This window comes from Curtobacterium sp. MCPF17_050, assembly GCF_003224435.2.
Classification (GTDB): domain Bacteria; phylum Actinomycetota; class Actinomycetes; order Actinomycetales; family Microbacteriaceae; genus Curtobacterium.
Window position 1 is genome coordinate 981,626 of record NZ_CP126250.1, and the last position, 25,686, is coordinate 1,007,311.

Annotated in this window: 29 protein-coding genes and 1 tRNA gene; 16 read left to right on the forward strand and 14 right to left on the reverse strand. The window is 71.8% G+C overall.

Features of this window, described 5'->3' with window-relative positions; genetic code table 11:
* Positions 1-35: 35 nt before the first annotated feature.
* A complete protein-coding gene (locus DEJ34_RS04655) occupies positions 36-1,277 on the reverse strand; it encodes an MFS transporter (RefSeq protein WP_110911947.1) in 1,242 nt (413 codons plus the stop codon).
* On the reverse strand, positions 1,274-1,711 hold the full coding sequence (locus tag DEJ34_RS04660) for a MarR family winged helix-turn-helix transcriptional regulator (RefSeq protein WP_110911948.1): 438 nt from the start codon (positions 1,709-1,711) through the stop codon (positions 1,274-1,276). Before DEJ34_RS04660 ends, DEJ34_RS04655 begins: the two co-directional genes overlap by 4 nt.
* Before the next feature lie 80 nt (positions 1,712-1,791).
* Between DEJ34_RS04660 and DEJ34_RS04665 the strand changes: the two genes are divergently transcribed.
* The 4 genes from DEJ34_RS04665 to DEJ34_RS04680 all read left to right on the forward strand — a co-directional run bounded on the left by DEJ34_RS04665 (position 1,792) and on the right by DEJ34_RS04680 (position 3,325).
* Complete coding sequence (locus tag DEJ34_RS04665) at positions 1,792-2,082, forward strand: hypothetical protein (RefSeq protein ID WP_110823756.1); 291 nt, start codon at positions 1,792-1,794, stop codon at positions 2,080-2,082.
* Between the two features lie 147 nt (positions 2,083-2,229).
* Complete coding sequence (locus DEJ34_RS04670; protein ID WP_110824008.1) at positions 2,230-2,493, forward strand: thioredoxin family protein; 264 nt, start codon at positions 2,230-2,232, stop codon at positions 2,491-2,493.
* A gap of 184 nt (positions 2,494-2,677) precedes the next feature.
* The gene (locus tag DEJ34_RS04675; protein ID WP_110911949.1) at positions 2,678-3,238 is read left to right on the forward strand and encodes a P-loop NTPase family protein; all 561 of its coding nucleotides are present in this window, start codon (positions 2,678-2,680) and stop codon (positions 3,236-3,238) included.
* A gap of 14 nt (positions 3,239-3,252) precedes the next feature.
* Positions 3,253-3,325: transfer RNA gene (locus DEJ34_RS04680), tRNA-Arg, on the forward strand.
* 57 nt (positions 3,326-3,382) lie between these two features.
* On the opposite strand, the gene DEJ34_RS04685 is transcribed toward DEJ34_RS04680, so the two are convergent.
* Entirely contained in the window at positions 3,383-4,477 is a 1,095-nt protein-coding gene (locus DEJ34_RS04685; RefSeq protein ID WP_110911950.1) for a hypothetical protein, read from the reverse strand.
* A 92-nt stretch (positions 4,478-4,569) separates the two neighbouring features.
* The gene (locus DEJ34_RS04690; protein WP_110823762.1) at positions 4,570-4,836 is read right to left on the reverse strand and encodes a hypothetical protein; all 267 of its coding nucleotides are present in this window, start codon (positions 4,834-4,836) and stop codon (positions 4,570-4,572) included.
* 154 nt (positions 4,837-4,990) lie between these two features.
* Between DEJ34_RS04690 and msrA the strand changes: the two genes are divergently transcribed.
* The 5 genes from msrA (at position 4,991) to DEJ34_RS04715 (ending at position 8,852) form a co-directional block, all read left to right on the forward strand.
* A complete protein-coding gene (gene msrA, locus DEJ34_RS04695) occupies positions 4,991-5,518 on the forward strand; it encodes a peptide-methionine (S)-S-oxide reductase MsrA (protein ID WP_110911951.1) in 528 nt (175 codons plus the stop codon).
* A 37-nt stretch (positions 5,519-5,555) separates the two neighbouring features.
* Positions 5,556-5,777, forward strand: coding sequence for a methyltransferase (locus tag DEJ34_RS04700; protein ID WP_258365732.1), 222 nt, complete (start codon positions 5,556-5,558; stop codon positions 5,775-5,777).
* A 136-nt stretch (positions 5,778-5,913) separates the two neighbouring features.
* Positions 5,914-6,564 carry a single-stranded DNA-binding protein gene (locus DEJ34_RS04705; RefSeq protein ID WP_110890250.1) on the forward strand — a complete coding sequence of 217 codons (651 nt, stop codon included), beginning with the start codon at positions 5,914-5,916 and terminating at the stop codon, positions 6,562-6,564.
* A 114-nt stretch (positions 6,565-6,678) separates the two neighbouring features.
* The gene (gene ettA, locus DEJ34_RS04710) at positions 6,679-8,364 is read left to right on the forward strand and encodes an energy-dependent translational throttle protein EttA (RefSeq protein WP_110823765.1); all 1,686 of its coding nucleotides are present in this window, start codon (positions 6,679-6,681) and stop codon (positions 8,362-8,364) included.
* Between the two features lie 5 nt (positions 8,365-8,369).
* Positions 8,370-8,852 carry an acyl-CoA thioesterase gene (locus tag DEJ34_RS04715; protein WP_110890249.1) on the forward strand — a complete coding sequence of 161 codons (483 nt, stop codon included), beginning with the start codon at positions 8,370-8,372 and terminating at the stop codon, positions 8,850-8,852.
* Positions 8,853-8,917: 65 nt separating this feature from the next.
* Here the strand turns inward: DEJ34_RS04715 and DEJ34_RS04720 are convergent, their stop codons facing one another.
* The 3 genes from DEJ34_RS04720 to DEJ34_RS04730 all read right to left on the reverse strand — a co-directional run bounded on the left by DEJ34_RS04720 (position 8,918) and on the right by DEJ34_RS04730 (position 10,761).
* On the reverse strand, positions 8,918-9,778 hold the full coding sequence (locus DEJ34_RS04720) for an acyl-CoA thioesterase (RefSeq protein WP_110890248.1): 861 nt from the start codon (positions 9,776-9,778) through the stop codon (positions 8,918-8,920).
* Positions 9,775-10,182 carry a hypothetical protein gene (locus tag DEJ34_RS04725; protein WP_110911952.1) on the reverse strand — a complete coding sequence of 136 codons (408 nt, stop codon included), beginning with the start codon at positions 10,180-10,182 and terminating at the stop codon, positions 9,775-9,777. Before DEJ34_RS04725 ends, DEJ34_RS04720 begins: the two co-directional genes overlap by 4 nt.
* 111 nt (positions 10,183-10,293) lie before the next feature.
* On the reverse strand, positions 10,294-10,761 hold the full coding sequence (locus tag DEJ34_RS04730; RefSeq protein ID WP_110823769.1) for an Hsp20/alpha crystallin family protein: 468 nt from the start codon (positions 10,759-10,761) through the stop codon (positions 10,294-10,296).
* A gap of 162 nt (positions 10,762-10,923) precedes the next feature.
* Between DEJ34_RS04730 and DEJ34_RS04735 the strand changes: the two genes are divergently transcribed.
* Entirely contained in the window at positions 10,924-11,625 is a 702-nt protein-coding gene (locus DEJ34_RS04735) for a DUF8185 domain-containing protein (RefSeq protein WP_110900656.1), read from the forward strand.
* An 80-nt stretch (positions 11,626-11,705) separates the two neighbouring features.
* Here DEJ34_RS04735 and DEJ34_RS04740 read toward each other — a convergent pair whose 3' ends face one another.
* The 3 genes from DEJ34_RS04740 to pepN all read right to left on the reverse strand — a co-directional run bounded on the left by DEJ34_RS04740 (position 11,706) and on the right by pepN (position 15,908).
* The gene (locus DEJ34_RS04740) at positions 11,706-12,185 is read right to left on the reverse strand and encodes a globin (protein WP_284180704.1); all 480 of its coding nucleotides are present in this window, start codon (positions 12,183-12,185) and stop codon (positions 11,706-11,708) included.
* The gene (locus tag DEJ34_RS04745) at positions 12,182-13,252 is read right to left on the reverse strand and encodes a mechanosensitive ion channel family protein (protein WP_110823772.1); all 1,071 of its coding nucleotides are present in this window, start codon (positions 13,250-13,252) and stop codon (positions 12,182-12,184) included. Before DEJ34_RS04745 ends, DEJ34_RS04740 begins: the two co-directional genes overlap by 4 nt.
* A gap of 76 nt (positions 13,253-13,328) precedes the next feature.
* Positions 13,329-15,908, reverse strand: coding sequence for an aminopeptidase N (gene pepN / locus DEJ34_RS04750; protein ID WP_110900657.1), 2,580 nt, complete (start codon positions 15,906-15,908; stop codon positions 13,329-13,331).
* 122 nt (positions 15,909-16,030) lie between these two features.
* Here pepN and DEJ34_RS04755 point away from each other — a divergent pair, with 122 nt between their 5' ends.
* Positions 16,031-16,681, forward strand: a complete 651-nt coding sequence (locus tag DEJ34_RS04755; RefSeq protein ID WP_284180705.1) for a DsbA family protein — start codon at positions 16,031-16,033, stop codon at positions 16,679-16,681.
* 86 nt (positions 16,682-16,767) lie between these two features.
* On the opposite strand, the gene DEJ34_RS04760 is transcribed toward DEJ34_RS04755, so the two are convergent.
* A complete protein-coding gene (locus tag DEJ34_RS04760) occupies positions 16,768-17,286 on the reverse strand; it encodes a GNAT family N-acetyltransferase (RefSeq protein ID WP_110900659.1) in 519 nt (172 codons plus the stop codon).
* Between DEJ34_RS04760 and DEJ34_RS04765 the strand changes: the two genes are divergently transcribed.
* From DEJ34_RS04765 to DEJ34_RS04775, 3 genes are all read left to right on the forward strand, one after another.
* Positions 17,285-17,938, forward strand: a complete 654-nt coding sequence (locus DEJ34_RS04765) for an XRE family transcriptional regulator (RefSeq protein ID WP_110900660.1) — start codon at positions 17,285-17,287, stop codon at positions 17,936-17,938. The two genes, DEJ34_RS04760 and DEJ34_RS04765, sit on opposite strands and share 2 nt — an antisense overlap.
* Before the next feature lie 67 nt (positions 17,939-18,005).
* A complete protein-coding gene (locus DEJ34_RS04770) occupies positions 18,006-18,494 on the forward strand; it encodes a ribose-5-phosphate isomerase (protein WP_110823777.1) in 489 nt (162 codons plus the stop codon).
* A gap of 19 nt (positions 18,495-18,513) precedes the next feature.
* Positions 18,514-19,527: an Fpg/Nei family DNA glycosylase gene (locus tag DEJ34_RS04775; protein ID WP_110911664.1), complete on the forward strand. Its 1,014-nt coding sequence runs from the start codon at positions 18,514-18,516 to the stop codon at positions 19,525-19,527.
* A 9-nt stretch (positions 19,528-19,536) separates the two neighbouring features.
* On the opposite strand, the gene DEJ34_RS04780 is transcribed toward DEJ34_RS04775, so the two are convergent.
* Complete coding sequence (locus DEJ34_RS04780) at positions 19,537-20,991, reverse strand: amidohydrolase (protein WP_258368357.1); 1,455 nt, start codon at positions 20,989-20,991, stop codon at positions 19,537-19,539.
* Between the two features lie 32 nt (positions 20,992-21,023).
* Positions 21,024-21,668 carry an FMN-binding negative transcriptional regulator gene (locus DEJ34_RS04785; RefSeq protein WP_110911662.1) on the reverse strand — a complete coding sequence of 215 codons (645 nt, stop codon included), beginning with the start codon at positions 21,666-21,668 and terminating at the stop codon, positions 21,024-21,026.
* A 33-nt stretch (positions 21,669-21,701) separates the two neighbouring features.
* Here DEJ34_RS04785 and DEJ34_RS04790 point away from each other — a divergent pair, with 33 nt between their 5' ends.
* Complete coding sequence (locus DEJ34_RS04790; RefSeq protein ID WP_110911661.1) at positions 21,702-23,108, forward strand: serine hydrolase domain-containing protein; 1,407 nt, start codon at positions 21,702-21,704, stop codon at positions 23,106-23,108.
* 116 nt (positions 23,109-23,224) lie between these two features.
* Here DEJ34_RS04790 and DEJ34_RS04795 read toward each other — a convergent pair whose 3' ends face one another.
* Positions 23,225-23,824, reverse strand: coding sequence for a hypothetical protein (locus DEJ34_RS04795; RefSeq protein ID WP_110911660.1), 600 nt, complete (start codon positions 23,822-23,824; stop codon positions 23,225-23,227).
* Between the two features lie 406 nt (positions 23,825-24,230).
* On the opposite strand from DEJ34_RS04795, the gene DEJ34_RS04800 reads away from it, so the two are divergent.
* Positions 24,231-25,667: a sensor histidine kinase gene (locus tag DEJ34_RS04800; RefSeq protein WP_284180706.1), complete on the forward strand. Its 1,437-nt coding sequence runs from the start codon at positions 24,231-24,233 to the stop codon at positions 25,665-25,667.
* The last annotated feature ends 19 nt before the right edge of the window (positions 25,668-25,686 follow it).

Here is a 25,686-nt window from a genome sequence, read left to right on the forward strand (position 1 = left end):
CCCCGATCCTACTTCCGTGCTCCGACGCCCCGGGACTAGGCCATCTCGCCGGCCGAGATCGCCTCGGCTTCGACGCGCTCGGGCTCGGCCCCGTCGTCCACACGGCGCAGCACCTTCGTGGTGAGCACGACGACCAGGAACGCGATCGCCACGGACACGCCGGCGAAGACGTAGGCGGCACTCGGCGAGTACGCGTCGGCGAGCAGCGTCGCGACGGGCGGTGCGATCGCGCCGCCGATGAAGCGGACGGCGGAGTAGGCGCTGGACGCGACGGAGCGGGGCAGGTCGGTCGCCTCCATGACGGACTCCGTCAGGACGGTGTTGAGGACGCCGAGGACGAGCCCGCCGATCACGACGCAGACGATGAGCCCGGCCTGCGACCGCACGAGGACGGCCGCGGCGAACAGGTCGAGCGCGAGCAGCGGCAGCGCGAGCTTGAGGACGCTCGTGCGGCGCATGCGCGCGGTGAGCATCGGGGCGACCCACACCGAGGTGATCGCGAGCCCGACACCCCAGCCGAAGAACGTGAACCCGATGCCGAGCGCCCCGAACCCGAGGGGGAACGGCGTGTAGGCGAGGAGCACGAAGAAGCCGATGTTGTAGAACAGCGCGGTCGCGGCGAGGGCTGCGAGTGCGGGGCGGCCGAGGGCGCGGAACGGGGCGGAGAGCTTCGTCGGGGTCGGCTTCTCGAGCATCCCGGGCTTCAGCAGCACGAGGATGGCGATGAACGCGACGGCCATCAGCGTGGTCACGCCGAAGAACGGTCCGCGCCAGCTGACCGACCCGAGCAGGCCGCCGACGAGCGGGCCGACCGCGATGCCGAGACCGAGCGCGGCCTCGTACAGGATGATCGCGGAGGCGGTGCCACCGGCGGCGGCACCGACGATCGTGGCGAGCGCGGTGGAGATGAACAGGGCGTTCCCGAGGCCCCATCCGGCGCGGAAGCCGATGATCGTCCAGACGTCGTTCGACACGGCGGCGAGCACCGAGAAGAGCACGATGAGGGCGAGCCCGGTCATCAGGGTCTTCTTCGCCCCGATCCGGCTCGACACCCAGCTGGTGAAGAACATCGCGACGCCGGTCACGGCGAGGTAGCTCGTGAAGAGCAACTCGGTCTGCGCTGGGGTGGCGCGCAGGGACTCGGCGATCGCGGGGAGGATCGGGTCGACGAGGCCGATGCCCATGAAGGCGACGACGCACGCGAAGGCGATGGCCCACACCGCCGAGGACTGCTTGAGGATCGAGCCGGACTGCCCGGCGGGTGCGTGCGCGTTCACGCGGTGGTCTCCGTTCTGGCCCTCGCTGCGATGAGGGCCGATGCGTGGTGCAGGACGTCCCAGTCGTCGTCGCCCAGGTCCTCGAAGAGGGGGCCGACGGTGCTGGTGAGGGCGGCTCGCCAGGCGACGAGTCGCTCGCGGCCGACGTCGGTGATCTGGATGAGCTGCCCGCGGGAGTCGTCGGGGTCGACGGTCCGGGCGGTCAGCCCGTCGGCGGTCATGCCGGCGACCAGGCGGGTCATGGTCGGCTGGGACACCCGCGACGCCGTGGCGAGTTCGCCGAGCCGGAGGGCTTCCTCGGACTCGAGGATGCCGAGCGTCCGCCAGACGGCGGTGGACGTGGTGTGCCCCGTGGCCTGGAGTGCCGACCGGATGAGCCGGTTGACCGAGACGAGGAGCGTCTCGAGCGTCTCGTCCCGATTTGGTTTCACCATGAAACTGTATAGCAGGGCTATGGATCTGGCAACCGCGTCCGTGCTGACCGTGCCACCTCCGGCGCTGGTAGAAGGGATGCATGAGCGACATCACGATCCACGAGGGCGACGAGTTCACCGCCATCTTCCACGGGGGCCCGTTCGACGGGACCACGGACACCCGCACGGCCACGAGCGATGCGCTGGACGACGAGGTGACGGTGTTCGCGGACGTCGAGGGCCTCCAGACCGCCTTCACCTACAAGTCCACGGGCTCGCGCCAGGTGCTCGACCAGATCTCAGTCGACTACACCTTCGCGCCCGACGAGTCGGACCCGGTCGACGACCTGCAGGACCGCGGCGACCGCAGCGGCGAGTTCGACCGCGAGTAGCGGTCATCAGCAGCCCCGGTCGTCCGCGACGGCCGGGGCTGCGTGCTGCCGGGGCCGGACGCGGTCCGCCCGCCGCCCGCCGGTCCCGGTCCCGGTCCGACCGGTCGATCGGGAGTGCACCGGAGCCGTCACACGTTGGAGGACGTCATGCAGGTCGATCTCTGGACGTCCGCGTTCTGCGCGCCGTGCGCCGCCGCCCGACGCGTGGTCGGCGACGCCGCCCGACTCGTGCCGGGGCTCGCCGTCACCGAACGGGACGCCGCCGCCGAGCCCGACGTCGTCGAGGAGCTCGGCATCCGCTCCACGCCCACCGTCGTCGTCCGACGGGACGACGGCACCGAGGTCTTCCGGTCAGCGGGCGTCCCGACCCGCGACCAGTTCCTCGTCGCGGTGGCGAAGGCGCTCGACTGACACCGGCCGCACCCCAGTGACGACCGGCTCCACCGGGCGCCGCAGCGCCCGGAGTGCCCGCCGGCGGAGCCCTCTCACCGCGCGGACGGGTGTCCCGATCGACATCGCCACGGCGCGACACCACGTCGGGGCCGGCACCGCAGATCGCCGGGGCCGGGCTCGACACCTCGTCTATGGTCGAGGGATGCTCGGTGCCGACGACGTCCTCGACCCGCCGCCTCGACGCGTCCTCGTGGCGGGGACCGCAGGCGTCGGCAAGACCACCACCGCCCGACGCATCGCGCAGGCCGTCGGTGCTCCACACACCGAGATCGACGCGCTGTACCACGGGCCCGGGTGGACGGTCCGGCCGACCTTCGCGCAGGACGTCGACGCGTTCACGGCCGCACCGGCATGGATCACCGAGTGGCAGTACCGGTCGGTGCGGGCGCTCCTCGTCGACCGAGCGGACACCCTGGTGTGGCTGGACCTCCCGAAGCCGGTGGCGTTCTGGCGACTGCTCCGGAGGACCGTCCGACGACGGCTCCGGCGCATCGAGCTGTGGAACGGGAATGTCGAGCCGCCGTTGTGGACGGTCGTCACCCGGCGCGAGCACATCCTCCGGTGGGGGATCGCGACCCGGAACGAGACCCGCAAGCGGGTGGCGGCGCTCGCCGACTCGACTCCACACCTCCGCGTCGTGCGGCTGCGCTCACAGCGGGACGTCGAGCGGTTCGTCCACCGCCTGCTGGCCGGCACCGAATAAGATCGTCGGCGTCCGCCTCCGTAGCTCAGTGGATAGAGCAGGTGGTTTCTACCCACCGTGCCGCGGGTTCGATTCCTGCCGGGGGCACCGATGACGAAGGCCGCCACCCCGTCCGGGTGGCGGCCTCCGTCATGCTGTCACGGGTCAGTCCTCGTCGGTGTCCGCGCGTCGACGCAGTTCGCTCGCACTGACCGGGTTCGCGTGCGACGCCCCCGGCCCGGCGTCGGCAATGTCGCCCTGGGTACCAGCACCCTGGTCCTCACGATCGCCAGCCGGGGCGCGGTCGTCGCGAGCGGCGGGCAGGTCGTTCCGTGCGGGCTGCTCGTTCCGCTGCTCGTCCCGCAGGACGGGGGATCGGTCGGCGGACCCGGGGCGGCCCGCGGCGTCGATGCGGACGTCGTCGACCACGTCGTCGTTGTCCGCATCGCGGGAAGCCGACCACCCGGGCGTCGTGGCGGCCGGTGCCGGGGTGGCGGCCCGGAACGCGGGGGAGCCGAGCGACGGGCGGATCGGGGTCGTCTCGCCGTCGGAGTAGGGCCGGGTGACGTTGTCCGAGATCGGCACGGTCGCGTCCTGGCCGTTCGCCGGGGCGGAGGCGGCGGGGGCCGACGGGGTCACGCTGGGCTGTGCCGGGCGGAGGGACGTCGTCGTCGGCGTGGGTGCCGGCTCGGGAGCCCGGGAGGAGTCGACCTTGTCCGCGTTCCACTCCTGCTGCCGCTTGATGAGGTCGGCGTCCGGGTCGGGTGTGTCGAACTTCCACCGCTCCAGGTCGCTCTTGAAGAGCTTGCGCGTCCGGTTGGGGCGGGCCTGCCACTCGAGCATCCGGTCGCGGAACTCGGCGAGGGCGTTGTCCGCGTGGGAGGTGAAGGTCGAGGAGTTCTTCTTGATGTCGGCGATCTCGTGCTTCGCCCAGTCCGCGGCGACCGGTGCTCCGGCGATCGGGAGCAAGCGCAGGCGGATGTCGGCGTCCTCGGCCAGGTGGTCCGCGTAGGCGCGCTCGTCGTGACCGAGCGACCCCCAGCTGGCTGCCTTCCGCGCCGCCGAGACGAGGCCGGCGACGGCCGCGTTCCTGGCCTCGCGCTCCTGGTGGGCCACGACGCGCTTGGCGGCTCCGCGGCCGATCAGCGCCGCGATGACGCCCGCCACGATGATCGCGACGAAGGGGATGACCGCCCCCGACAGCACGCGCCAGCCCGTGTCGGACGAGGTCCAGTCGATCAGGTCGTTCCACCACTGCATGCGCGTACCGTACTTCCGGATCGGTCAGGTCCCGGGGACGACAGGCGGACGGGGCGGACATCCGCTCCACCCGGTGCCGCCGTGCGCGACCGTCACCAGCGGAGGGTGTCGACCGCGTCCTCGGCGTTCCACACGTTCGGGAGCTCGACGAACCGTCGCTCGGCAGCCACGTAGCGACGTGCGCGGTAGGCGGTGCCGCCGGCCACGTCGACGCGGTCGACGTAGCCCACGATCTCCCCGTTCGCCCGCGTGACGCGGCTCAGGTCGTCACGGACGTCGAGGATGCGGAGGTCGCCTCGCGACCGCGCCGTCGGGCGGGGCGAGTGGATGCTGAGCCGGGCGTCCGTCGTGGACTGCATGTGGGCCTCCTGGTCGTGTGATCTGGGACGACCGTACGACCGACCACCGACACGCCGGAGGCGCCGGAACAGGGTGGGGAACACCGCCGAGCGCCGCCGTGTTGTGGAGGACAGTCCAGTACCGCGCTCTCCGGAGCCAGGAAGGTAGGTCCCCATGACCACGTTCGTCCTCGCCGGTGGTTGCTTCTGGTGTCTCGACGCCGTCTACCGCACGCTCCAGGGCGTGCAGGACGTCGTGTCCGGGTACATCGGCGGCAGCGACCCGCACCCGACCTACGAGCAGGTGTGCACCGGCACCACCGGCCACGCCGAGGCGGTCGCCGTCACCTTCGACGAGTCGGTCCTCCCGGCGGACGTCGTCCTCGACGTCTTCTTCACCCTCCACGACCCGCGGCAGCTGAACCGTCAGGGAGCCGACGTCGGCACGCAGTACCGCTCCGCGATGTTCCCGGCCGACGACGAGCAGCGTGCGCTGTTCGAGCGGGCGATCGAACGCGCTTCCGACATCTGGGACGGCGGGGTCGTCACGACGCTCGAGCCGCTCGGGGCGTTCCACCGCGCCGAGGAGTACCACCAGGACTTCTTCGCCAAGAACCCGGGTCAGGGCTACTGCCTCGCCGTCGCGCTGCCCAAGGTGAACAAGGTGCGCAAGGCGTACGGTCAGTACATCCTGGCGTCCTGACGGAGGGGCGCCGGGGCCACGAGGAGGTGGTCGGACGATGACGAACGACACGATGCCGGACACGACGACGGAGACCTGGGTGGCCGTCGGTCCGGCCGGTGCGGTGGGCACGATCCACCGCGCGGCGGACGGGTTCCGGGTCGAGCTCTACGGACGACGCGGTCCGGGCGGGACGTACCCGTCGCTCCAGTCGGCCAAGGGCGCGGTCCACAAGGCGATGGGTCCGCTCGCGGACCGGCCCGAGTTCCACGCGCACTGACCGAGGGGCCGCTGACGCGGCTCCCGACCGGGAGGCCCGGATCACCTTCCCTCCACAGGGACCGTGATCCGGGCCTCGCGTCCACAGTTCGACGACGCGCCACGGTCGGAGCGGCGCCCCGATCGACGATCGGTGCATGAACGACACGATCACGGTCTGCGGCATCATCGCCACCGAACCCCGACACCTCGTCACCGAGACGGGTGTCGCCATCACGAGCATGCGTCTCGCCTCGCCGTCGCGCCGCTGGGACCGCAGGACGTCCAGCTGGGTCAACGGCCCCACGAACTGGTACACGGTCACGGCGTTCCGGTCGCTCGCGGCCAACGTGCACAAGTCCGTGAAGAAGGGCGACCGCATCGTCGTCACCGGACGCGTCCGGATCCGGAACTGGGAGCGCGACGGGCGGGGCGGCACCTCCGTCGAGATCGACGCCGACGCGCTCGGCCACGACCTCGCCTGGGGCATCAGCAACTGGATCCGCGTCCCGCGCCACGTCGGCGATGTGCAGACCACCACCGCACCGGGCCCGGACGTCGACCCCCGGACGGGCGAGGTCGGCCCGGACGACCCCGACGCGGACCTGCACGACGCCGACCCGGTCGCGCACGCGACCGAGTCCGTCGAGCACGTGCGCGGACACGGCGACCACGGTGACGACGTGCTCGCCGGACCCCTCGAGGACGCGTCGTACGACGCCGGCGCGGTCGGCGTGCACGACACCGTGGCGCGCGGCGACGGCCCCGTGTCTCCCGACGAGCTGTTCCCGGGGCAGGAGCCCGGATGACGCCGCGACCGTCGCCACGGCGTCCCGGGCACCACCGACCGCGACGACACCGACCGCGACGACACCGCGAGCGGGGCAGCGCTGGCCGCGTCGGATCGGTAGACTCGCTCCGATATGGCTGAGTACATCTACCAGATGGTCCGCGCCCGCAAGGCGGTCGGCGACAAGCTGATCCTCGACGACGTCACGATGTCGTTCCTCCCCGGCGCCAAGATCGGCGTCGTCGGACCGAACGGTGCGGGCAAGTCGACGATCCTGAAGATCATGGCGGGGCTCGACCAGCCGTCCAACGGCGAGGCGAAGCTGACCCCGGGCTTCACCGTCGGCATCCTCATGCAGGAGCCCGAACTCGACGAGACCAAGACGGTGCTCGAGAACGTGCAGGAGGGTGTCGGGGAGATCCACGGCAAGCTCGCGCGCTTCAACGAGATCTCGGCCGCGATGGCCGAGCCCGACGCGGACTTCGACGCGCTCCTCGCCGAGATGGGGACGCTGCAGGAGGAGATCGACGCGGCCGACGCGTGGGACCTCGACTCGCAGCTCGAGCAGGCGATGGCCGCGCTCCAGTGCCCCCCGGGGGACGAGCTCGTCACGCACCTGTCCGGTGGTGAGAAGCGCCGTGTCGCGCTCTGCAAGCTCCTGCTCCAGAAGCCCGACCTGCTCCTGCTCGACGAGCCCACCAACCACCTCGACGCCGAGAGCGTGCAGTGGCTCGAGCAGCACCTGCAGCAGTACCACGGTGCGGTCCTCGCCGTGACCCACGACCGGTACTTCCTCGACCACGTCGCGCAGTGGATCGCCGAGGTCGACCGCGGCCGGCTCTACCCGTACGAGGGCAACTACTCGACCTACCTCGAGAAGAAGCGCGCCCGACTCGAGGTCCAGGGCAAGAAGGACGCCAAGCTCGCCAAGCGCCTGTCGTCCGAGCTCGACTGGGTCCGCAGCAACGCGAAGGGCCGCCAGGCGAAGTCCAAGGCGCGCCTGGCCCGCTACGAGGAGATGGTCAACGAGGCCGAGCGCACGCGCAAGCTCGACTTCGAGGAGATCGTGATCCCCGTCGGTCCGCGCCTCGGGTCCCAGGTCATCGACGCCGAGCACCTCCACAAGCAGTTCGGTGAGCGCGTCATCATCGGCGACCTGTCCTTCACGCTGCCGCGGAACGGCATCGTCGGGGTCATCGGCCCGAACGGCGTCGGCAAGACCACGCTGTTCAAGACGATCGTCGGGCTCGAGCCCCTCGACGGCGGCCAGCTCAAGATCGGCGAGACGGTCGACATCTCCTACGTCGACCAGAGCCGCGGTGGCATCGACCCGAACAAGAACCTGTGGGAGGTCGTGTCCGACGGCCTCGACTACATCCAGGTCGGCAAGACCGAGATCCCGTCGCGTGCCTACGTGTCGCAGTTCGGGTTCAAGGGCCCGGACCAGCAGAAGCGTGCGGGCATCCTGTCCGGCGGTGAGCGCAACCGTCTGAACCTCGCGCTGACGCTCAAGCAGGGCGGCAACCTGCTGCTCCTCGACGAGCCCACAAACGACCTGGACGTCGAGACCCTCGGCAGCCTCGAGAACGCCCTCCTCGAGTACCCCGGTTGTGCCGTGGTCATCACGCACGACCGGTGGTTCCTCGACCGCATCGCGACGCACATCCTCGCGTGGGAGGGCCTGAACGAGGACGGCACGCCGATCTGGTACTGGTTCGAGGGCAACTTCGAGGCCTACGAGGAGAACAAGGTCGAGCGCCTCGGGGCCGACGCCGCGAAGCCCGGCCGCGCGACGTACCGCAAGCTCACGCGGGACTAGTCCCCGTGGCGAGACTGCACGCGCCGGTCCGCATCCGCTGGAGCGACATCGACGCCTACGGGCACGTCAACAACTCGGCGATGCTCCGGCTGCTCGAGGAAGCGCGCGTGCTGGCGTTCTGGGCGCCGGACCCCGACGAGGTCGACGAGTCGGGGTCCGCGCCGGAACCCGTGATCGACGGGCGGCCGGGCTCCGGGACGATGACGGTCATCGCTGCGCAGCGGCTCGAGTACCTCGCGTCGACGCCGTACTTCCGTCGGCCGCTCGACATCCAGCTGTGGATCGGGCGGATCGGCGGGGCCAGCCTGGACATCTCGTACGAGGTCTGGTCGCCCGTCGGACACGAGCCGGCGGAGCTGTACACGCGCGCCACCACGGCGCTCGTCCTCGTGGACGCGACGACCAACCGACCGCGACGGCTCACCGAAGCCGAGCGGGCGGCGTGCCAGCCGTACATCGAGCCGGCCGTGCAGTTCTCCCGGCCGTGACCCCGGTCCGGCGCTGACCGCTCCGCTGCACCAGAACAGGCCCCGCTCGTCGAGCGGGGCCTGTTTCACGCGACGGGGAGGCGCATCATGCCCTCCTGCGCGACGGTCGCCAGCAGCCGGCCGTCGCGGGAGAACATGCGACCGAGCGCCAGCCCCCGACCGCCCTGGGCGCTCGGCGACTCCTGCGCGTAGAGGACCCAGTCGTCCGCCCGGCCGTCGCGGTGCCACCACATCGCGTGGTCGAGGCTCGCGAGCTTCACGCCCGGGGTGCCCCACGCGACGCCGTGCCGACGCATGATCGGTTCGAGGAGGGACAGGTCGCTCGCGTAGGCCAGGACCGCGCGGTGCAGAGCGGGGTCGTCGGGTAGGTCGCCCTCGACCCGGAACCAGACCGCCTGGTGCGCGACGCGGGCGCCCTGCACGTCGAAGTAGACCGGACCGTCGACGTGCCGCAGGTCGATCGACCGCTCCGCCCAGGCCTGCGCCGTGGGGTGGTCGACCGCGCCCAGCACCGACGCCGCCGACGGGAGCGACTCCGGGTCGGGGACGTCCACCGGGAACGGGTCCTGGTGCTCCGCTCCGGCGTCCGGCACCTGAAAGGACGCGATCATCGAGAAGATCGGGAGACCGTTCTGGTACGCCTGCGCCCGTCGGGTCGCGAACGAGCGGCCGTCGTGGATGCGCTCCACACCGAAGGTGATCGGGACGTCGATCGCACCGGGGCGCAGGAAGTAGCCGTGGACGGAGTGGATGTCCCGGCCCTCGATGGTGGCCTGCGCCGCGACGATGCACTGCGCGAGCACCTGGCCGCCGAAGACCCGTCCTCCGGGGGACCAGTGGCTGGCACCGGTCAGGATCGTCTCCCGGGTGCTCGCTCCGGTGTCCTCGAGTCGCAGGGTCGTGAGGAAGTCGGGTTCGCGGATCACGCCGCCAGTCTACGAACGGGTCCCGGTGTGGCCGAGGAGGGCGCGGGCGCACCCATCGCGACACCGTGGGCGCCGACGCCCGACGGGGCCTGGTCCTCCTGCTCGGTGGCGTCGTCCGCGACGTCCCCGGGGACCGCCACCTGCGGGTCGACGAGACCCGCCGCGGTCGGGGACGTCCGGAGCAGACTCCACGCCGCCACCGCGACGAGCGCTCCACCCACGCTGGCCGCCCACGGGGTGAGCGCACGGGACCAGAGGTCGGGCGCGACGAGCCAGACGAGGTGGTTGGCGACGACCGAACCCGTTCCACCGAGGAACAGGGCGAGACGAGGACGGAGGCTCGGGCCGGCCAGCAGTCCGGTGACGACGAGGACCGAGAGCAGTGCGTTGACGAGGTGTGGCATGGGCGGGACAGGGGGAGACGAGACGGGCGGGGACGACGGCTGTGCCATCGGGAGGCGGGGCGACGGGCCGACCCGCTGCGGGTCGGCCCGTCGCCCTCGGGGTGCGTCGGCTCAGCTGCCGGAGCCACCCTGACCGACCGCGAGCGGCTGCGCGCCGGCCGCGGAACCGGTGTCGGCACCGCTCGTGCTGACGGCGATCTTCCGGGGCTTCGACGACTCCTGCACGGGGATCGTGACGCTCAGCACGCCGTTGTCGTAGTGCGCGGCGATCCGCTCGACGTCGAGGCCGTCGCCGAGGGTGAGCTGACGGACGAAGGAGCCGGGCTGGCGTTCCCGCGTGAGCCACTGCGCGCCGTCGGGAGCCCCGAGGGTGCGCTCGGCCCGGATGGTGAGGACCGATCCGTCGACGTCGATGTCGACCGATCCCGGATCGACTCCGGGCAGGTCGACGTCCATCACGTAGTGGTCGCCGGCGCGGTAGAGGTCCATCGGCATCGAGCGGGGCCCGGCTGCTGCTCCGCTGAGGAGGGATCCGGCGAGACGGTCCAGCTCGCGGAACGGATCGAAGGTCATGGCCATCTGAATCAACTCCTTCACTGAGTGCTTCGCGGTTGAGTCGCCGTGACTCAACTGCCATCCGTTCTAGCACTCGAACCCGGAGAGTGCCAAGAACGCGCTCAGAGCTCGCTGAGGGCCGGACCAGGGAGCGTCAGGACGGTCGCGGCTAGGATCGACGGTGACATGAGCAGCTCGTTCACCCTTCCCGACGCCGCCTCGCTCGGTGACCTCCGCACCTACCTCGGACGAGCCGCTCGGATCGAGGACGGGTCCGTCCGGCTCATCGCCGACTCCGGTGTCCTGGCCGTCTACACGGCGATCCTCTACCCGCTCGGGCTGCTCGACGAACTGCCCACCGTGCTCGGTCTGCGCACGTTCGCCCTCACCCAGCCGGAGCACATCGACGTCGTGGTGCCGCTCCGCTCGTTCCAGGAGCGCCTGCGTCTGCTCGCGGAGGCGAACGACGTGGAGCACGCGGACGCAGCCGACCCGACCCGGGCGACCCCGATCGAGGTCGAGCTGCCGCTCGAGGTGCACACCGTGACCTGGGCTGCGATCTCCCCGCCCCGCGGCGGCTGGGTGCCCCTGCCCGACGTGTCGGCGGAACTGCTGCACCGTGCTGCGCGCCAGGGGATCGACGAGGTCGCCGCCTCCGTGCCGACGAGCTCGGGGGAGTCCATCGTCCGCCGCGTCCGTTCCGAGGTCTGGGGTCGGCCGATCCCGGACGTCGAGCACCTGCCGGCCGGCGCGGGCTTCGCCGCCGAGAGCCTCGGCTTCCTCGGGACCGAACCGGTCCGGCTGTTCGAGACGGGGCCGTGGAGCCGGCTGACGACCTCCAGGGGGCACGTGCTCGTGAAGCGGCGGGCCTGGACGCTCAGTTCCTGACGGACGGACCGGAGGCCCGTGGCAGGGTCGCCACGGGCCTCCCGTCCGTCGTTCCGCCGCGTCGGTGGCCGCCGCTCCTGTCAGTCGAACGCGTTCGTCATCGCGTGTGCCGCGCGGTCGAGGTACGCCCACAATTCGGCCTCGTCGAGGGGCGCGAGGTCGAGTGACTCGACCGCGTCCTGCATGTGCTGGAGCCAGTGCTCGCGTGCCTCGGGGGTGATGCGGAACGGGTGGTGCCGCATCCGGAGCCGGGGATGGCCGCGCTGCTCGCTGTAGGTCGACGGGCCGCCCCAGTACTGCTGGAGGAACTGCGAGAGCCGCCAGACCGCGCCGTCGAGGTCGTCTGCCGGGTACATCGGCCAGATCACCTCGTCCTGCTGCACGCTCTCGTAGAAGCGGCGGACCAGGCGGTCGAAGGTCGGGGCGCCGCCGATGCGGTCGAACAGGGAACCGCTCGCCGCAGCCCCGCCGAGTCCGACACGGAGCGTGACGGGCTGCGCGGGGACGCCCGGGGCCGGCTCACCCGTGGGGGGACCGAGGGGGATGGCGGGTCCGGTCATGGGGTGTCCTCAGGGTCATTGTCGTCGCCGGTCCGGATCGCCCGGCCCAGGATGTTCATCCGGCCGCGGCGGGCCCGCGGCGCGGGGGTGGGCACCGGCGCGGTGCGGACGGGACGGAGGCCGTTCACCGACGTGGCGTTCTCCCACCCCTCCGGCATGATCATGGCCATCGCCGGCAGGGTGACCCCGAGTTCGTCCACGCCGCGCTTGAGCCGCACGCGGAGTTCCCGTCCGACGACGTCGAGCTCCGACGCGCGGGTCTTCACGACCAGGCGGAACACCATGCCGGTGTCGGTGATCGACTGCAGGCCCCAGATCTCCGGTTTCTCGACGATGCGCTGCCGCCAGCGGGCCTCCTGGGACATGGTGACCGCGGCGTGCAGCAGGGCGTCCTGCACGGCGTCGATGTCGGTGTCGTACGGCACGGTGATGTCGACGAGGACACGGGACCAGCCCTGGGACAGGTTGCCGACGCGGAGGATCTGTCCGTTCGGCACGAACCAGAGGATGCCGTTCACGTCGCGGATCTGCATGACCCGGAGCCCGACGGACTCCACGACCCCGGTGGCCTGGCCGGTGTCGACGACGTCACCGACGCCGGCCTGGTCCTCGAGGATCATGAAGATGCCGGACAGGATGTCGCGGACGATGCTCTGCGCGCCCACTGCGAGGCCGGCGGCGACCACGGAAGCGCCACCGACGATGCCGACCGCCGCGGTCGGGAACACGGTCGAGATGATGATGGCGAAGGCGATCACGGCGACCACGACCGTCGCGAGGTTCTCGAGCACGCTGCCGAGCGTCCGGGTGCGCTGCACGACGCGGGCGGTCTGCAACGGGGAGGCCACCAGGGCCTGGGTGTCCGCAGCGCCCTGCCGCTTCTTGACGCCGTTGACGATGCGGTCGACGACCTGCTTGATGGTCCGGCGGAGCACGAGGCGGATGATGACCGCCGCGAGCAGGACGATCAGGATCGTGATCGGGACGTGCCAGGTGTCGACGAACTGGGTGAACGTGTTCGACGCCCACTTCGAGACGTCGTCGGTGGTGTCTGCTGCCGAGGTCATGTCCGGACGATGCTAAACGGCGAGGCTCCGACGCCCCTGGAGGAACGCCGGAGCCTCGCCACTGCTCCCATCGGGATCAGGCGTCGGCCGCCTGGACGCGGAGCGCACGCTCGGTGCCCGCGAGGTTCTCGCTGACGATCCGACGCAGTGCCGGGGTCTCCGGGTGCGCGTCGAGCCAGGCCCGGGCAGCGTCACGCAGTTCCGTCGACGCCAGCGGTGCCGGGTACAGGCCCGTCACGATCGTGTCGGCGATGTGGTAGCTGCGCTCGTCCCAGATCCGCGTGATGACCTCGAAGTAGCGCTGCACGAGACCCTCGAGCACGACCGGGGAGTTCACGTGCTGGAACCCGACGGTCGTCTGCCGCACGATGGCGTTCGGCGCGTCGTCCGTGTCGACGAGCGACGAGAACGCCGCGAGCTTGCCCTCGGCGGTGGGGATCGTCCCGCGAGCGCGGGCCGCGGCCTGCTCGCCCGAGGCGGTCCGGTCGGCGGCGAGCTCGGCGTCGATCTCGTCGTTGCCCGCGGCACCCGCGAGGACGAGGCCCTCGAGCAGCTCCCAGCGCAGGTCCGTGTCCACGACGAGCCCCTGCAGTGTGACCGATCCGTCACGCAGTCCCTGCAGCGTCGCCACGTGCTCGGGCGTCGACGGGATCTGCGCGAAGAACTTCACGAACTGGAACTGCGCGTCCGATCCGGACTCGGCCGACGAGGCCAGCTGCCACAGCGTGTCGCCGACGGTGCGCACGGTGGCGTCCGACTTCGACGGTGCGACGTAGTTGCGCGCCGCCAAGAGCAGCTGCGACAGCGTGGTGCGGATCGTCGTCGACTCGGTCTCGGTCGCGATGTTGCCGAGCACGAGGGTGACGTAGTCGCTGGCGGGGGACTCGGCGTCACGCGTGGCGTCCCAGACGGAACCCCAGACGATCGACCGGGCGAGCGGGTCCGCGATCGACGCCAGGTGCTCGATCGCCGTGCGCCGCGACTGCTCGTCGAGGCGGATCTTGGCGTACGCCAGGTCGTCGTCGTTGAGGAGCACGAGGTCGCCGCGGTGCACGCCGACCAGCTCGGGGACCTCGGTGCGGGCGCCGTCGACGTCGATCTCGACGCGGTGGACGCGGTCGAGCTTGCCGCCGGACGAGGCCGTGTCCGCGCCGAAGGGGGCCGACGGGTCGTTCGTGAAGGCGTACACGCCGATGGCCAGGCGGTGCGGTCGCAGCGTCGGGTGGTCCGACGGCGCCTCCTGCAGGACGGCGAACGAGGTGATGACGCCCTCGGCGTCGGTCTCGATCTCCGGGCGCAGGGTGTTCACGCCCGCCGTCTCCAGCCAGAGCTGCGACCACTCGGACAGGTCGCGGCCGCTGGTGGCCTCGAGCTCGACGAGCAGGTCCTTCAGCTCGGTGTTGGAGTGATGGTGCTTCCGGAAGTACGCCGCGACGCCCGCGAAGAACGCGTCGATGCCGACCCACGCGACGAGCTGCTTGAGGACCGAACCGCCCTTCGCGTAGGTGATGCCGTCGAAGTTGACCTGGACGTCCTCGAGGTCGTTGATCGTCGCGACGATCGGGTGCGTCGAGGGGAGCTGGTCCTGGCGGTAGGCCCAGGACTTCTCCATCGCCTGGAACGTCGTCCATGCGCCGGTCCACTCGGTGGCCTCGGCGGTCGCGATGGTGGAGGCCCACTCGGCGAACGACTCGTTCAGCCAGAGGTCGTTCCACCACTTCATCGTGACGAGGTCGCCGAACCACATGTGCGCGAGCTCGTGCAGGATCGTGACGACCCGGCGCTCCTTGATGGCGTCGGTGACCTTCGAGCGGAAGACGTAGGTCTCGGTGAAGGTGACCGCGCCCGCGTTCTCCATCGCGCCGGCATTGAACTCCGGCACGAAGAGCTGGTCGTACTTCTCGAACGGGTAGGCGAAGTCGAACTTCTCCTCGAAGTACGCGAAGCCCTTCCGGGTCGTCTCGAAGACGTAGTCCGGGTCGAGGTACTCGGCCAGCGACCTGCGCGCGAAGACGCCGAGCGGGATGGTCCGACCGTCGCGGCTGGTGAGCTCGCTGCGGACGACCTCGTACGGGCCGGCGATGAGCGCGGTGATGTAGCTCGAGATGCGCGCGGTGGGCGGGAAGGTCCACGTGGCGTGGTCGCCGTCGACGTGCGGCTCCGGCGTCGGGGCGTTCGACACGACCTGCCAGCGCGCCGGCGCGGTCACGGTGAAGGAGAACTCGGCCTTGAGGTCCGGCTGCTCGAACACGGCGAACATCCGGCGGCTGTCCGGCACCTCGAACTGCGAGTACAGGTAGACCTCGTCGTCGACCGGGTCGACGAAGCGGTGCAGGCCTTCTCCGGTGTTCGTGTACAGCGCGTCGGCGACGACGACGAGTTCGTTCTGCTCCTGCAGGTCGGCGAGCTGGATGCGGACGCCGTCGTTCACCGCGTCGACGTCGAGCGCGGTGCCGTTCAATGTGACCGAGTGCACGGTCTTCGTGATGGCGTCGATGAACGTGCTGGCGCCGGGCGTGGCACTGAAGCGCACGCGGGTGGTGCTGCCGAAGGTCTCGGCTCCGCGGGTCAGGTCGAGCTCGACGTCGTACGTCTGCACGCTGACGATGCCGGCGCGTTCCTGGGCTTCGATTCGGGTGAGGTTCTCTCCGGGCACGGACGCTCCATCTTCGCTGCGGACGCGGACGATCGATGTCCGCGTGTCGGGGTCCCGGCCGGCGTCGTGCACCGGTGGGACGGCTCGGGACCAGCCTAGCGAGCGGGCGTACGCTGCGATCCGTGACCGACACGACTGTGGAGACGACCCCTGCGACCCGGACTGCTGTGGAGTTCTGGTTCGACCCGACCTGCCCCTGGGCATGGATGACGAGCCGCTGGGTGGGGGAGGTCGAGCGGCACCGCGACCTCGACGTCACCTGGAACGTGATGAGCCTGTTCGTCCTCAACGAGCACAAGGAGGACATGCCCGCCGAGTACCGCGAGGCCCTCGAGCGGAACCAGGTGTACGCGCGCCTGGTGACCGCCGCGAAGACCCGGCACGGCCAGGAGGTCGTCAAGCCGCTCTACGACGCGCTCGGCGAGCAGATCCACCACCGCCAGCAGAAGGACGCCGCGCAGGTCGTGCCGGCCGTGCTCGAGCAGCTCGACCTCGACGCCGACCTCGCCGACGCGGCCTGGACGGACGAGACCGACACCGCGATGCGTCAGAGCCACCGGAACGGCATCGAGCGCGTCGGCCAGGACGTCGGCACGCCCGTCATCGCCGTCGACGGCGTCGCGTTCTTCGGGCCGGTCATCTCCCCGGCGCCGAAGGGGCAGGAGGCGCTCGACCTCTGGGACGGTGTCGTCGCCGCAGCCCGCTACCCGGGCTTCTTCGAGCTCAAGCGCTCCCGCACGACCGGCCCGGTCTTCGACACCGTCGAGGACTGACCGCCCGGCCCGACGACCCGACGGGAGGCGCGGTGCGGGTCCGCACCGCGCCTCCCGTCCGTCGTCCCCCTGCGGGCATCGCCCGCTCAGGCCAGCGGCAACCGCATCAGGGTCAGGTCGAGCCAGCGGCCGGCCTTCCGGCCGACCTCGGGCACGACGGCCACGGTCTCGAACCCGAGCCGCTCGTGCAGGGCGATCGACCCGGCGTTCGTGCTGCAGATGCCGGCGATCATGACGTGTCGGCCCTCAGCCGTCGCGCGGGCCACCAGGGCGCGCATGAGCGTCGACGCCACGCCCCGGCCGCGGAATCCCTCGACGACGTAGACGCTGTGCTCGACGGTGTGGCGGTAGCCCTGGTGCGGCCGCCACTGCGAGTACGAGGCGTACCCGGCGACGACGCCGTCGACCTCGGCGACGACGACCGGCCAGCCGTCGCCCTGGCGTTCGGCGAGCCAGGTGTCGAACCACGCTCGGGGGTGCGGCTCCTCCTGCCAGATCGCGGTGGAGTGCAGGACGGCGTCGACGTGGAGACCGTGCACGACATCGAGGTCGGCGGGGGTGCAGTCGCGGATCGTGACCGCGTCCGTCGCATATGCTGTCGCCATGTCTCACATCGTAGACGAGCAGGAGGGCGCCGGCGCACTCCCGGGCGTCGTGACCTCCGAGGACCCCGACGACGCCGACCAGCGCCGCCTCGGGGAACGGCTGCAGCGCCTCCGCACCGAGCGCCGGTGGAGCCTGACCGAACTCGCCGACGAGTCCGGCGTTTCCCGCGCGATGATCAACCGCGTCGAGCGGGGCGTCTCCAGTCCCACCGCGACGATCCTCGGCCGCCTGTCCGGAGCGTTCGGCCTGACGGTCTCGCAACTCCTCGACGAGGCCCTCGAGCACGAGGTCCCGCGCTCCAGCGACCCGGACGAGGCCCGCGGGGTCCAGCGCGCCGCGTCCGCGGACTCCTGGACCGACCCGGAGACCGGGTACCGCCGCCGCCCGCTGTCGAGCGCCGACTTCCCGGCCGACGTGACCGAGGTGCGCCTTCCGGGTGGACGCGAGGTCGCGTACCCCGCCAGCGCCTACGCCTTCCTCCGGCACTGCATCTGGGTCGTAGAGGGGACGCTCGAACTCCAGGCCGGTGACACGACCAGCCGCCTCGGTGCCGGCGACCGCATCGAGCTCGGCGAACCCGCTGACGTCGTCTACCGGAACCCCGGCGACGAGCCGTGCCGGTACGTCGTGGTCGTCGTGCGGCACCGCTGACGGGAGGCCCGTCCGCCGTCCGCCGGACGGGTCCCGTCCGGCGTGTGCCCGGGAATAGGATCGGTCCATGCGCATCCACCTCGGAACGGACCACGCCGGCCTCGAGTTCACCAAGACCCTCAGCGTCCACCTGACCGAAGCCGGCCACGAGGTCGTGGACCACGGACCGACCGAGTACGAGCCGCTCGACGACTACCCCTCGTTCTGCATCAACGCCGCGCACGCCGTCGTGCAGGACCAGCGCGCCGGCGTCCAGGCCCTCGGTGTCGTCTTCGGCGGGTCGGGCAACGGTGAGCAGATCGCCGCGAACAAGGTCGAGGGCATCCGCGCGGCCCTGGTGTGGAACGAGTCGACCGCGCTGCTCGCCCGCCAGCACAACGACGCGAACGTCATCTCGATCGGCGCGCGCCAGCACACCGAGGCAGAGGCGATCCGCTTCGTCGACCTCTTCATCGCCGAGCCGTTCTCGGGCGAGGAGCGCCACGCCCGCCGCATCGCGCAGCTCGCCGAGTACGAGACCACCGGGCACATCGCCGGCAAGCAGATCGACCAGTAGGGCCGAGTAGACAAGAGCAATGCCCGAGGGTCACTCCGTCCACCGCATCGCCCGCCAGTTCGAGCTGCACTTCGTCGGCCGGGTCTGCGAGGTCTCGAGCCCGCAGGGTCGGTTCGCCGCCGGAGCCGCGCAGCTCGACGGCCGGAAGATGATCGCCGCACGAGCCGTGGCGAAGCAGATGTTCCTCGAGTTCGAGGGCGACCTGTTCCTCCGCGTGCACCTCGGCCTGTACGGCGCGTGGGACTTCGCGGGTGAGATCTCGACCGACGCAACGATGCGGAGCGCGAAGGGGCGGATCGGCCAGACGAACCAGCGTGGCACGGTCGCGGAGGACAGCGACGCGGGCGACGACGCCGACCACGTGCCCGACGACGACGGCGAGGACTCCCTCCGCTCCATCGGTGCCCCACGGCGCTCCCGCTACCGGATGGCCGAGCAGGAGAAGGTCGAGGACCCGATCGAGGCCTTCCCGCCGGACCCGGTCGGGCAGGTGCGCGTGCGGATCCTCACCGAGACCGCCGTGGCGGACCTCCGCGGACCGACCGCCTGCGTGGTCGAGGACCCGGCCGGGGTGCAGCGTGCGCTCGACAAGCTCGGCCCGGACCCGATGAACGACGACGGGCCCGAGGCCGAGAAGGTCTTCGTGGACAACGTCCGGAAGCGCAACGTCGCGATCGGCCAGCTGCTCATGGACCAGTCCGTCGTGAGCGGCATCGGCAACGTGTACCGGGCGGAGCTGTTGTTCCGGCAGCGCATCGACCCGTACAAGCCCGGGAAGGAGATCACCGTCAGGCAGGCGAAGGCGCTGTGGCAGGACTGGTCGAAGCTCCTGCACGACGGGGTCCGCATCGGGCAGATGATGACGATGGACGGCCTGACCGACGCCGAGTACCGGAAGGCGATGCGCTCCCGGGCCGACCGACACTGGGTGTACCACCGCGCGGGGGAGCCGTGCCGGGTCTGCGGCACCGAGATCCGCGTCGCCGACATGGCCGGCCGCAAGCTCTACTGGTGCCCGAAGGACCAGAAGTAGCCCCGCCGGTCAGAGGTCGCGGTGGGTCCAGCGACCGGCGATCGCGGTGCCGAGGACCGGCATCGCCCGGAGCGTCGCCGACGGCGCGGTGAGTGGGTCGGTCGGCACGAGGACGAGGTCCGCGACGTCGCCGACCGTGACCGACACCCGTCCGTCCGTCGACCCCCGCCACGCGGCGAGCGCCGACATCCGCTGTTCCGGGTGCCACGGCTCGCGGCCGTCGCGGTCCCGTCCGACGGCGGCGGCCATCGACACCCACGGGTCGAGCGGCGCGACCGGGGCGTCCGAGCCGAGCACCATCGCTGCGCCCGCACGTTCGAGCGCGGCGAACGGGAAGGCCCGGTCCGTGCGTCCCGCCCAGTGGTGGTCCGCGATGTCCCGGTCGTCCATGGCGTGCTCGGGCTGCACGGACGCGACGACGCCGAGCCGGGCGAACCGCTCGACGTCGGGCACGGCGAGGAGCTGCGCGTGCTCGATCGAGCCGCGGCTCCCGACCGTCTCGAGCGCGTCGAGCGCGAGCGTGACCGCGCGGTCGCCGATCGCGTGCACGGCGGGGACGAGCCCGGCGTCGACCGCCCGACGCAGCAGCGGGACGAGGTCCTCCGGCGCCCAGGTGAGGACGCCCTCGCCGTCGGCGGTCGCGGCGGTCCGGGTGCCGAGCGACCCGTCGGTGATCACCTTGAACGGCCCGACGGTGAGCAGGCCCCGCGTCCCGTCGACGACGTCGCCCGTCCGCAGTCCGCGGCGGACCGCCTCGTCGAGCCGTGCCGGGTACACCCCGGAGGCGATGCGCAGGCCGTCCGTCCCGGCGTGGATCCGTCGCACCCACCGGTCGATGTCGGCGTCCATCTCGAGGTCGACGACCCCGGTGACGCCCCGGGCCGCGGCCGCCTCGACGGCGTCCGCGACGGAGGCGTCGAGCTGGTCGTCCGGCACCCGGGACAGCGCGGCGGTCACGTCGAACGCGTCCTGCTCCCGGAGCACACCGTCGGTACCGGCCGGGAGCGCCCGGCCGAGCACGGCGCCGAAGTGCGCCAGGGCGACCTCGTTGCACCAGACGGCGTGCAGGTCGGCGCTCACGACGACGACCGGGAGGCCCGGTGCGGCCTGGTCGAGCAACTCCCGTCGAGCGGGGCGGGGCCAGAGTCCGTCCCGGTAGCCGTGCCCGACGAGCACCCGGTCCGGGAGGCCGGTCCGGGCTGCGGCGGCGAGGCGGTCCGCGGTCTCCTCGGCGGAGCCGCAGTCCGTCACGTCGATCCGTCGGCGCACGAGTGCCCACTGGTCGAGGTGCACGTGGTGGTCGCGGAGACCGGGCCCGAGCCAGGCGCCCTCGGCCTCGACGACCTCGGTGTCGGTGCCGGTGTGGGTGTCGGTGTCGAGCGGGTCGAGCGTGCCGGCCGGCGCGACCGCGGTGACCCGCCCGTCGACGACCAGGACGTCGCTGGGGGCGCCGGAGGTGCCCACCCGCCGGACGGTACGGAGCAGGGTCGCCGACATCACGCCTCCAGGCCGGTCGTCGTGGTCCCCTGGACGCGCGCCATCTCGTCGGCGAGTGCGGGGGAGGCGTAGGGGCCGTCGGTCCGCAGGCCGGCGATGATCCGGTCGACCACCTCGGGTGCCTTGTTCTGGCTGAGCTTCGCGCGGGCGTCGAAGCGGGTGACGCGGATGCGGATGCCGACGGTGCCGCGGGCGATCCGGCGGGCGGCGTCCGCGTCGACGTCGAGCGACCCCGGTGACGGCATCGAGGCCTCGAAGTGGTCCACGAGGTCACCGAGGACACGGAAGTTCTCCTCGTCCGACAGGATCTCCGGCGTCCCCCACAGGTGCGCGGTGGTGTGGTTCCAGGTCGGGATGAACTGTTCCGGCGGGTACCAGGCGGGGGAGACGTACCCGTGCGGGCCCTGCACGACGACCAGGACCTCGTGCTGCCCGAGTTCGTGCGCCACCTCGTCCGGCCGACCGACGTGTGACACGAGGACGATGTCGTCGCTGCCGTCGGGCTGCTCCTCGAGCAGGAACGGGTAGTGCGACGCGACGAGCCCCTCCGCGGTGGAGGACACGATCGTCGCCCAGGGGTTGCCGCGGACGAGTCGTCGGACCTCGTCGACCTCGGTCATCAGGAAGGAGGGTGTGTGCCGCATGCGACGAGCGTGGCACATGCCAGGCTGGTCGGCATGGAGAAGCGCGCAGCCTACGGGTCCGTCCTGCCCTACGTCCGAGAGTGGGTCGCCTACAAGGTGTGGCAGCTGCGGCTCCCCGGCGTGCAGGTCGCGATCGGCTTCGAGGACGAGGAACTGTTCGCCGACGCCTGGGGGTACGCCGACGTGGCAGCCGGGCGGCGACTGACGACGACGGACCTGTTCCGGATCGCCTCGCACTCGAAGACCTTCACCGCCACCGCGCTGCTCCAGTTGGCCGACCAGGGCGCGCTGCGGCTCGACGACACGGTCGGCTCGTTCGTCCCCGCGCTCGTCGAGGCGGGTTCCCCGATCGCCGACGCCACCGTCCGCGAGCTCATGGAGATGGGTGCCGGGGTCGTCCGTGACGGCGCCGACGGTGACCACTGGGCGCTCGCGCACCCCTTCCCGGACGCGCAGCAGCTCGTCGACCTCGTCGTCGCGGGCGGCGCGAAGGTCCCGGTCGGGTCGGCGTTCAACTACTCGAACCTCGGCTACGGGCTGCTCGGGCTCGTCATCGAGGCCGTGACGGGCACCCCGTACGCCGAGCACGTCCGCACCGCGATCACCGAGCCGCTCGGGCTCCGCCACACCGGTGCGGAGTTCGACCCCGCCCGCGAGGACGAGTTCGTCGTCGGCTACACCGGCCTCCACACGGCGCGCACCCGGCAGCCGGTCCCGCACGTGACGACCGGGGCGCTCGCCGCGGCGACCGGCTTCCACGGCACGGCCTCGGACCTGGTCCGCTACTTCTCGGCGCACGTGCCGGGTCGCGGGACGCTGCTCTCCGACCACGCCAAGCGCCTCGCGCAGCGGAAGGCGTGGAGTGCGCTCGACTCCGACCCGGCCGCCCGCGGCTACGGTGCCGGGTTCATCGTGGACCGGATCAACGGCCGGGAGGTCCGGGGCCACTCCGGCGGGTTCCCCGGACAGATCACGCAGTCCGTGTTCGACCCCGCGTCCTCACTGGTCGTGTCCGTCCTGACGAGCAGCGCCACCGGTCCGGCGACGATGCTGGCGTACGGCATCGTGCACCTGCTCGACGCGGCCGCCGACGAGCACGCGGCCGGTCCGGCGATCCCCGCCGACGTCGACGCCGCACGGTACACGGGGCGCTTCGCGACCTTCGAGGGGATCACCGACATCGCGAGGGTGGGTGACCGCCTGCTCGCGATCGACCCGACGCAGCCGGTGCCGACCGAGTCGCCGGTCCGGCTCGAGGTCGTCGACGCCGAGACGCTCCGCATGGCATCCGGCGACCGGTTCGGGTCCGTCGACGAGGACATCGTGTACACCCGGGACGACTCCGGCGCGGTCGTGTCCGTCCGCGGGGACAGCGGCATGACGCAGCGGCCGTGGTCGGTGCCGGACGAGACGCCGGAGGTCGCGGCCGCCCTCGTGTGACGCCCTGCTGGCCGGGTTCGGCGGTGCTGGCCGGGCACGGTCCGCTCGGCCGATCCCGATCCCGATCCTGATCCCGACCACGGTGCCGCGCGGCCCGGCCCTGCGCACCGGCGGCGTCAGCGCACGTCGGCGGTGTCCCAGAGTCGGCGGACGCCCGCGCCGACCGGGCGGACGAGCGGTGGGACGAACACGAGCGCAGCCGCGGCGAATCCGACGAACTCGCCGACCTGCGGCACGGTGAAGAGGGGCAGGAGTGCTCCCTGCGGCGGGATCCAGACGCGGAACAGCACGTTCATCACGGCCTCGGACAGCAGCCAGACGCCGGCTCCGACCGTGACGAACCAGCCCGCGGTGCGGCGCGACCCGGACGACCGCACCACGAGCACGACGCCGAACACCAGGAGCAGGACGCGCGCGAGGAGCAGCAGCACGGTCGCGCCGGGGTGCAGCGCGGTGGGCAGCAGGACCCCGAGCGGGAGGGCGACGGCTGCGAGCCCGAAGCCGAGCGTCGCACGGTCCCCGCGTCGGGCGGCGAGGACGGCCGTGACGGCTCCCGCCACCAGCCCGACGACGCCGAGCCCGACGACGCCCAGCCCCGACGACGTCGGCCACGCGGCCATCCGGTCCAGCCACCCGATGACGACCGTGACGGCCGGGACGAGCGCGGCCACCACGGCGGCCAGCGCGGACAGTCGTTCGTACCGGGTCTGGTCCACGGTTCCCCCTCGTGACGCGATGCAGTACCGGCACCTTACACATCACCGGACGACGAACGCGAGGACCACCGTGTCGGGGTGGGGACAACCCCACCCCTGGTCCGGGAGACGGCAGGATGGGACCGGGCCCTCGTCTCCGCGAGGCTCGATGCATGACCGACACCGACCGGCTCGACCTGGCCCGCACCGTCCCCCTGGACGAGGCGGTGGCCTCGCCCGACCACGCCGAGACCGTTCCGCTCCACGACGTGACGGCAGCACCCGACCACGCCGAGACCGTTCCGCTCCACGACGTGACGGCGACCGACCGGGACACCACACCCGGCCGGGACACCACCGCCGACCGGGACACGACGCCCGACCGCGACAGCGCCCTGACCGACCGACACCGGAAGCCACCACCCCGATGCCCTCCCAGCCCGCCCCGAGCGACGGCACCCACCCGAGCTGGGACGCGACACCGCCCCTGTCCGCCCAGGGCAGCGCCACGCGGGGGCCGTCGAGCCCGGTCCGTGGCGGGGACGGCGGCATGACGGCCGGTGCCTTCTACCGGGAGGCCTGGCGTCGGTCGCCGCGGGACTTCGGCTACATGGCACTCACGGCGGTGCTCCTCTGCACGCTGTACTTCGCGTTCCCCGCCGTCCTGGGCATCGGCGGGTTCGGCTCGCGGGACGTCCTCAACCCGTTCACGCTGCTGCTGTTCTTCGTCGCGCTGTTCGTCGCCCGGTGGCTGGGGCAGTTCGAGAAGCTCCGGATGAGCTGGGCGGACCCGCGACCGATCCGTCCGGTGGACTGGACGCCCCGCTGGCAGCAGAACTGGTGGACGCGCACCGGGTCTGCGGTCGCGAACCCGCACTACTGGCTGTACCTGCTGCACGCGGTGGTCGTCTACCCGATGGCCGCGGTGGTCACCGTCGGTGCCGGGCTCCTCCTGGCGGTCGGGTTCCTCTGGCCGGTCGTCGCGGTCCTCGCCTACGTCGTCGCCGGGACGTACCTGGTCGACCCGAACGGGATCGGGTCGATCGCCGGGCTCGGCACCCTCGCGCTGCTCTCGATGGCCGCGAGCGTCCTGCTGTTCCCGCTGTGGCTGCGCGGCTCCGTGCTCGCCCACTACTGGATCGACCACGGCCTGCTCGGCGGGTTCCGGGCCGAGGTGCTCGAGCAGCGTGTGGCGGGCCTCCAGGCGTCCCGCGCCGGTGCCGTCACCGCGGAGGGGCAGGCGCTCCGCCAGATCGAGCGCGACCTGCACGACGGCCCGCAGCAGCGACTCGTCCGACTCCGCATGGACCTGGCCTCGGCCGAGCGGTCGTTCGAGAAGGACCCGGAGCGCGCCAAGCAGCTCATCGCCGAGGCCTCGGGACACGCCCAGGACGCGCTCGACGAACTCCGGGCGCTGTCCCGCGGGTTCGCGCCGCCGATCCTGCTCGACCGCGGTCTCGTCGCGGCCCTCGAAGCACTGTGCGCGCGGTCGCCGATCCCCGTCGGGCTCGACGTCCGTCTGCCGGACGGGCTCGAGCTCGCGTCCGAGATCCAGCGGAACGTGTACTTCACCGTGAGTGAGCTCCTGACGAACACGGCGAAGCACGCCGGCGCCTCCGCCGCGGGGGTCTACCTCGGGCTGCTCGTCGACGCGTCCGGTACCTGGTTCCTCACCGTCAGCGTCACCGACGACGGCCGCGGCGGTGCCAGCCCGCGCGAGGGGCACGGCATCCAGGGGCTGATGGGCCGGATGCGCGCCCTCGACGGGGAGCTGACGGTCTCCAGCCCCGCCGGCGGCCCGACCGAGGCGACCGCGCGGATCCCGCTCGGCGCGCTGAACGGCGTCCCCACGCACCGCGCGTGACCGGCGTCCGGTCGCCACT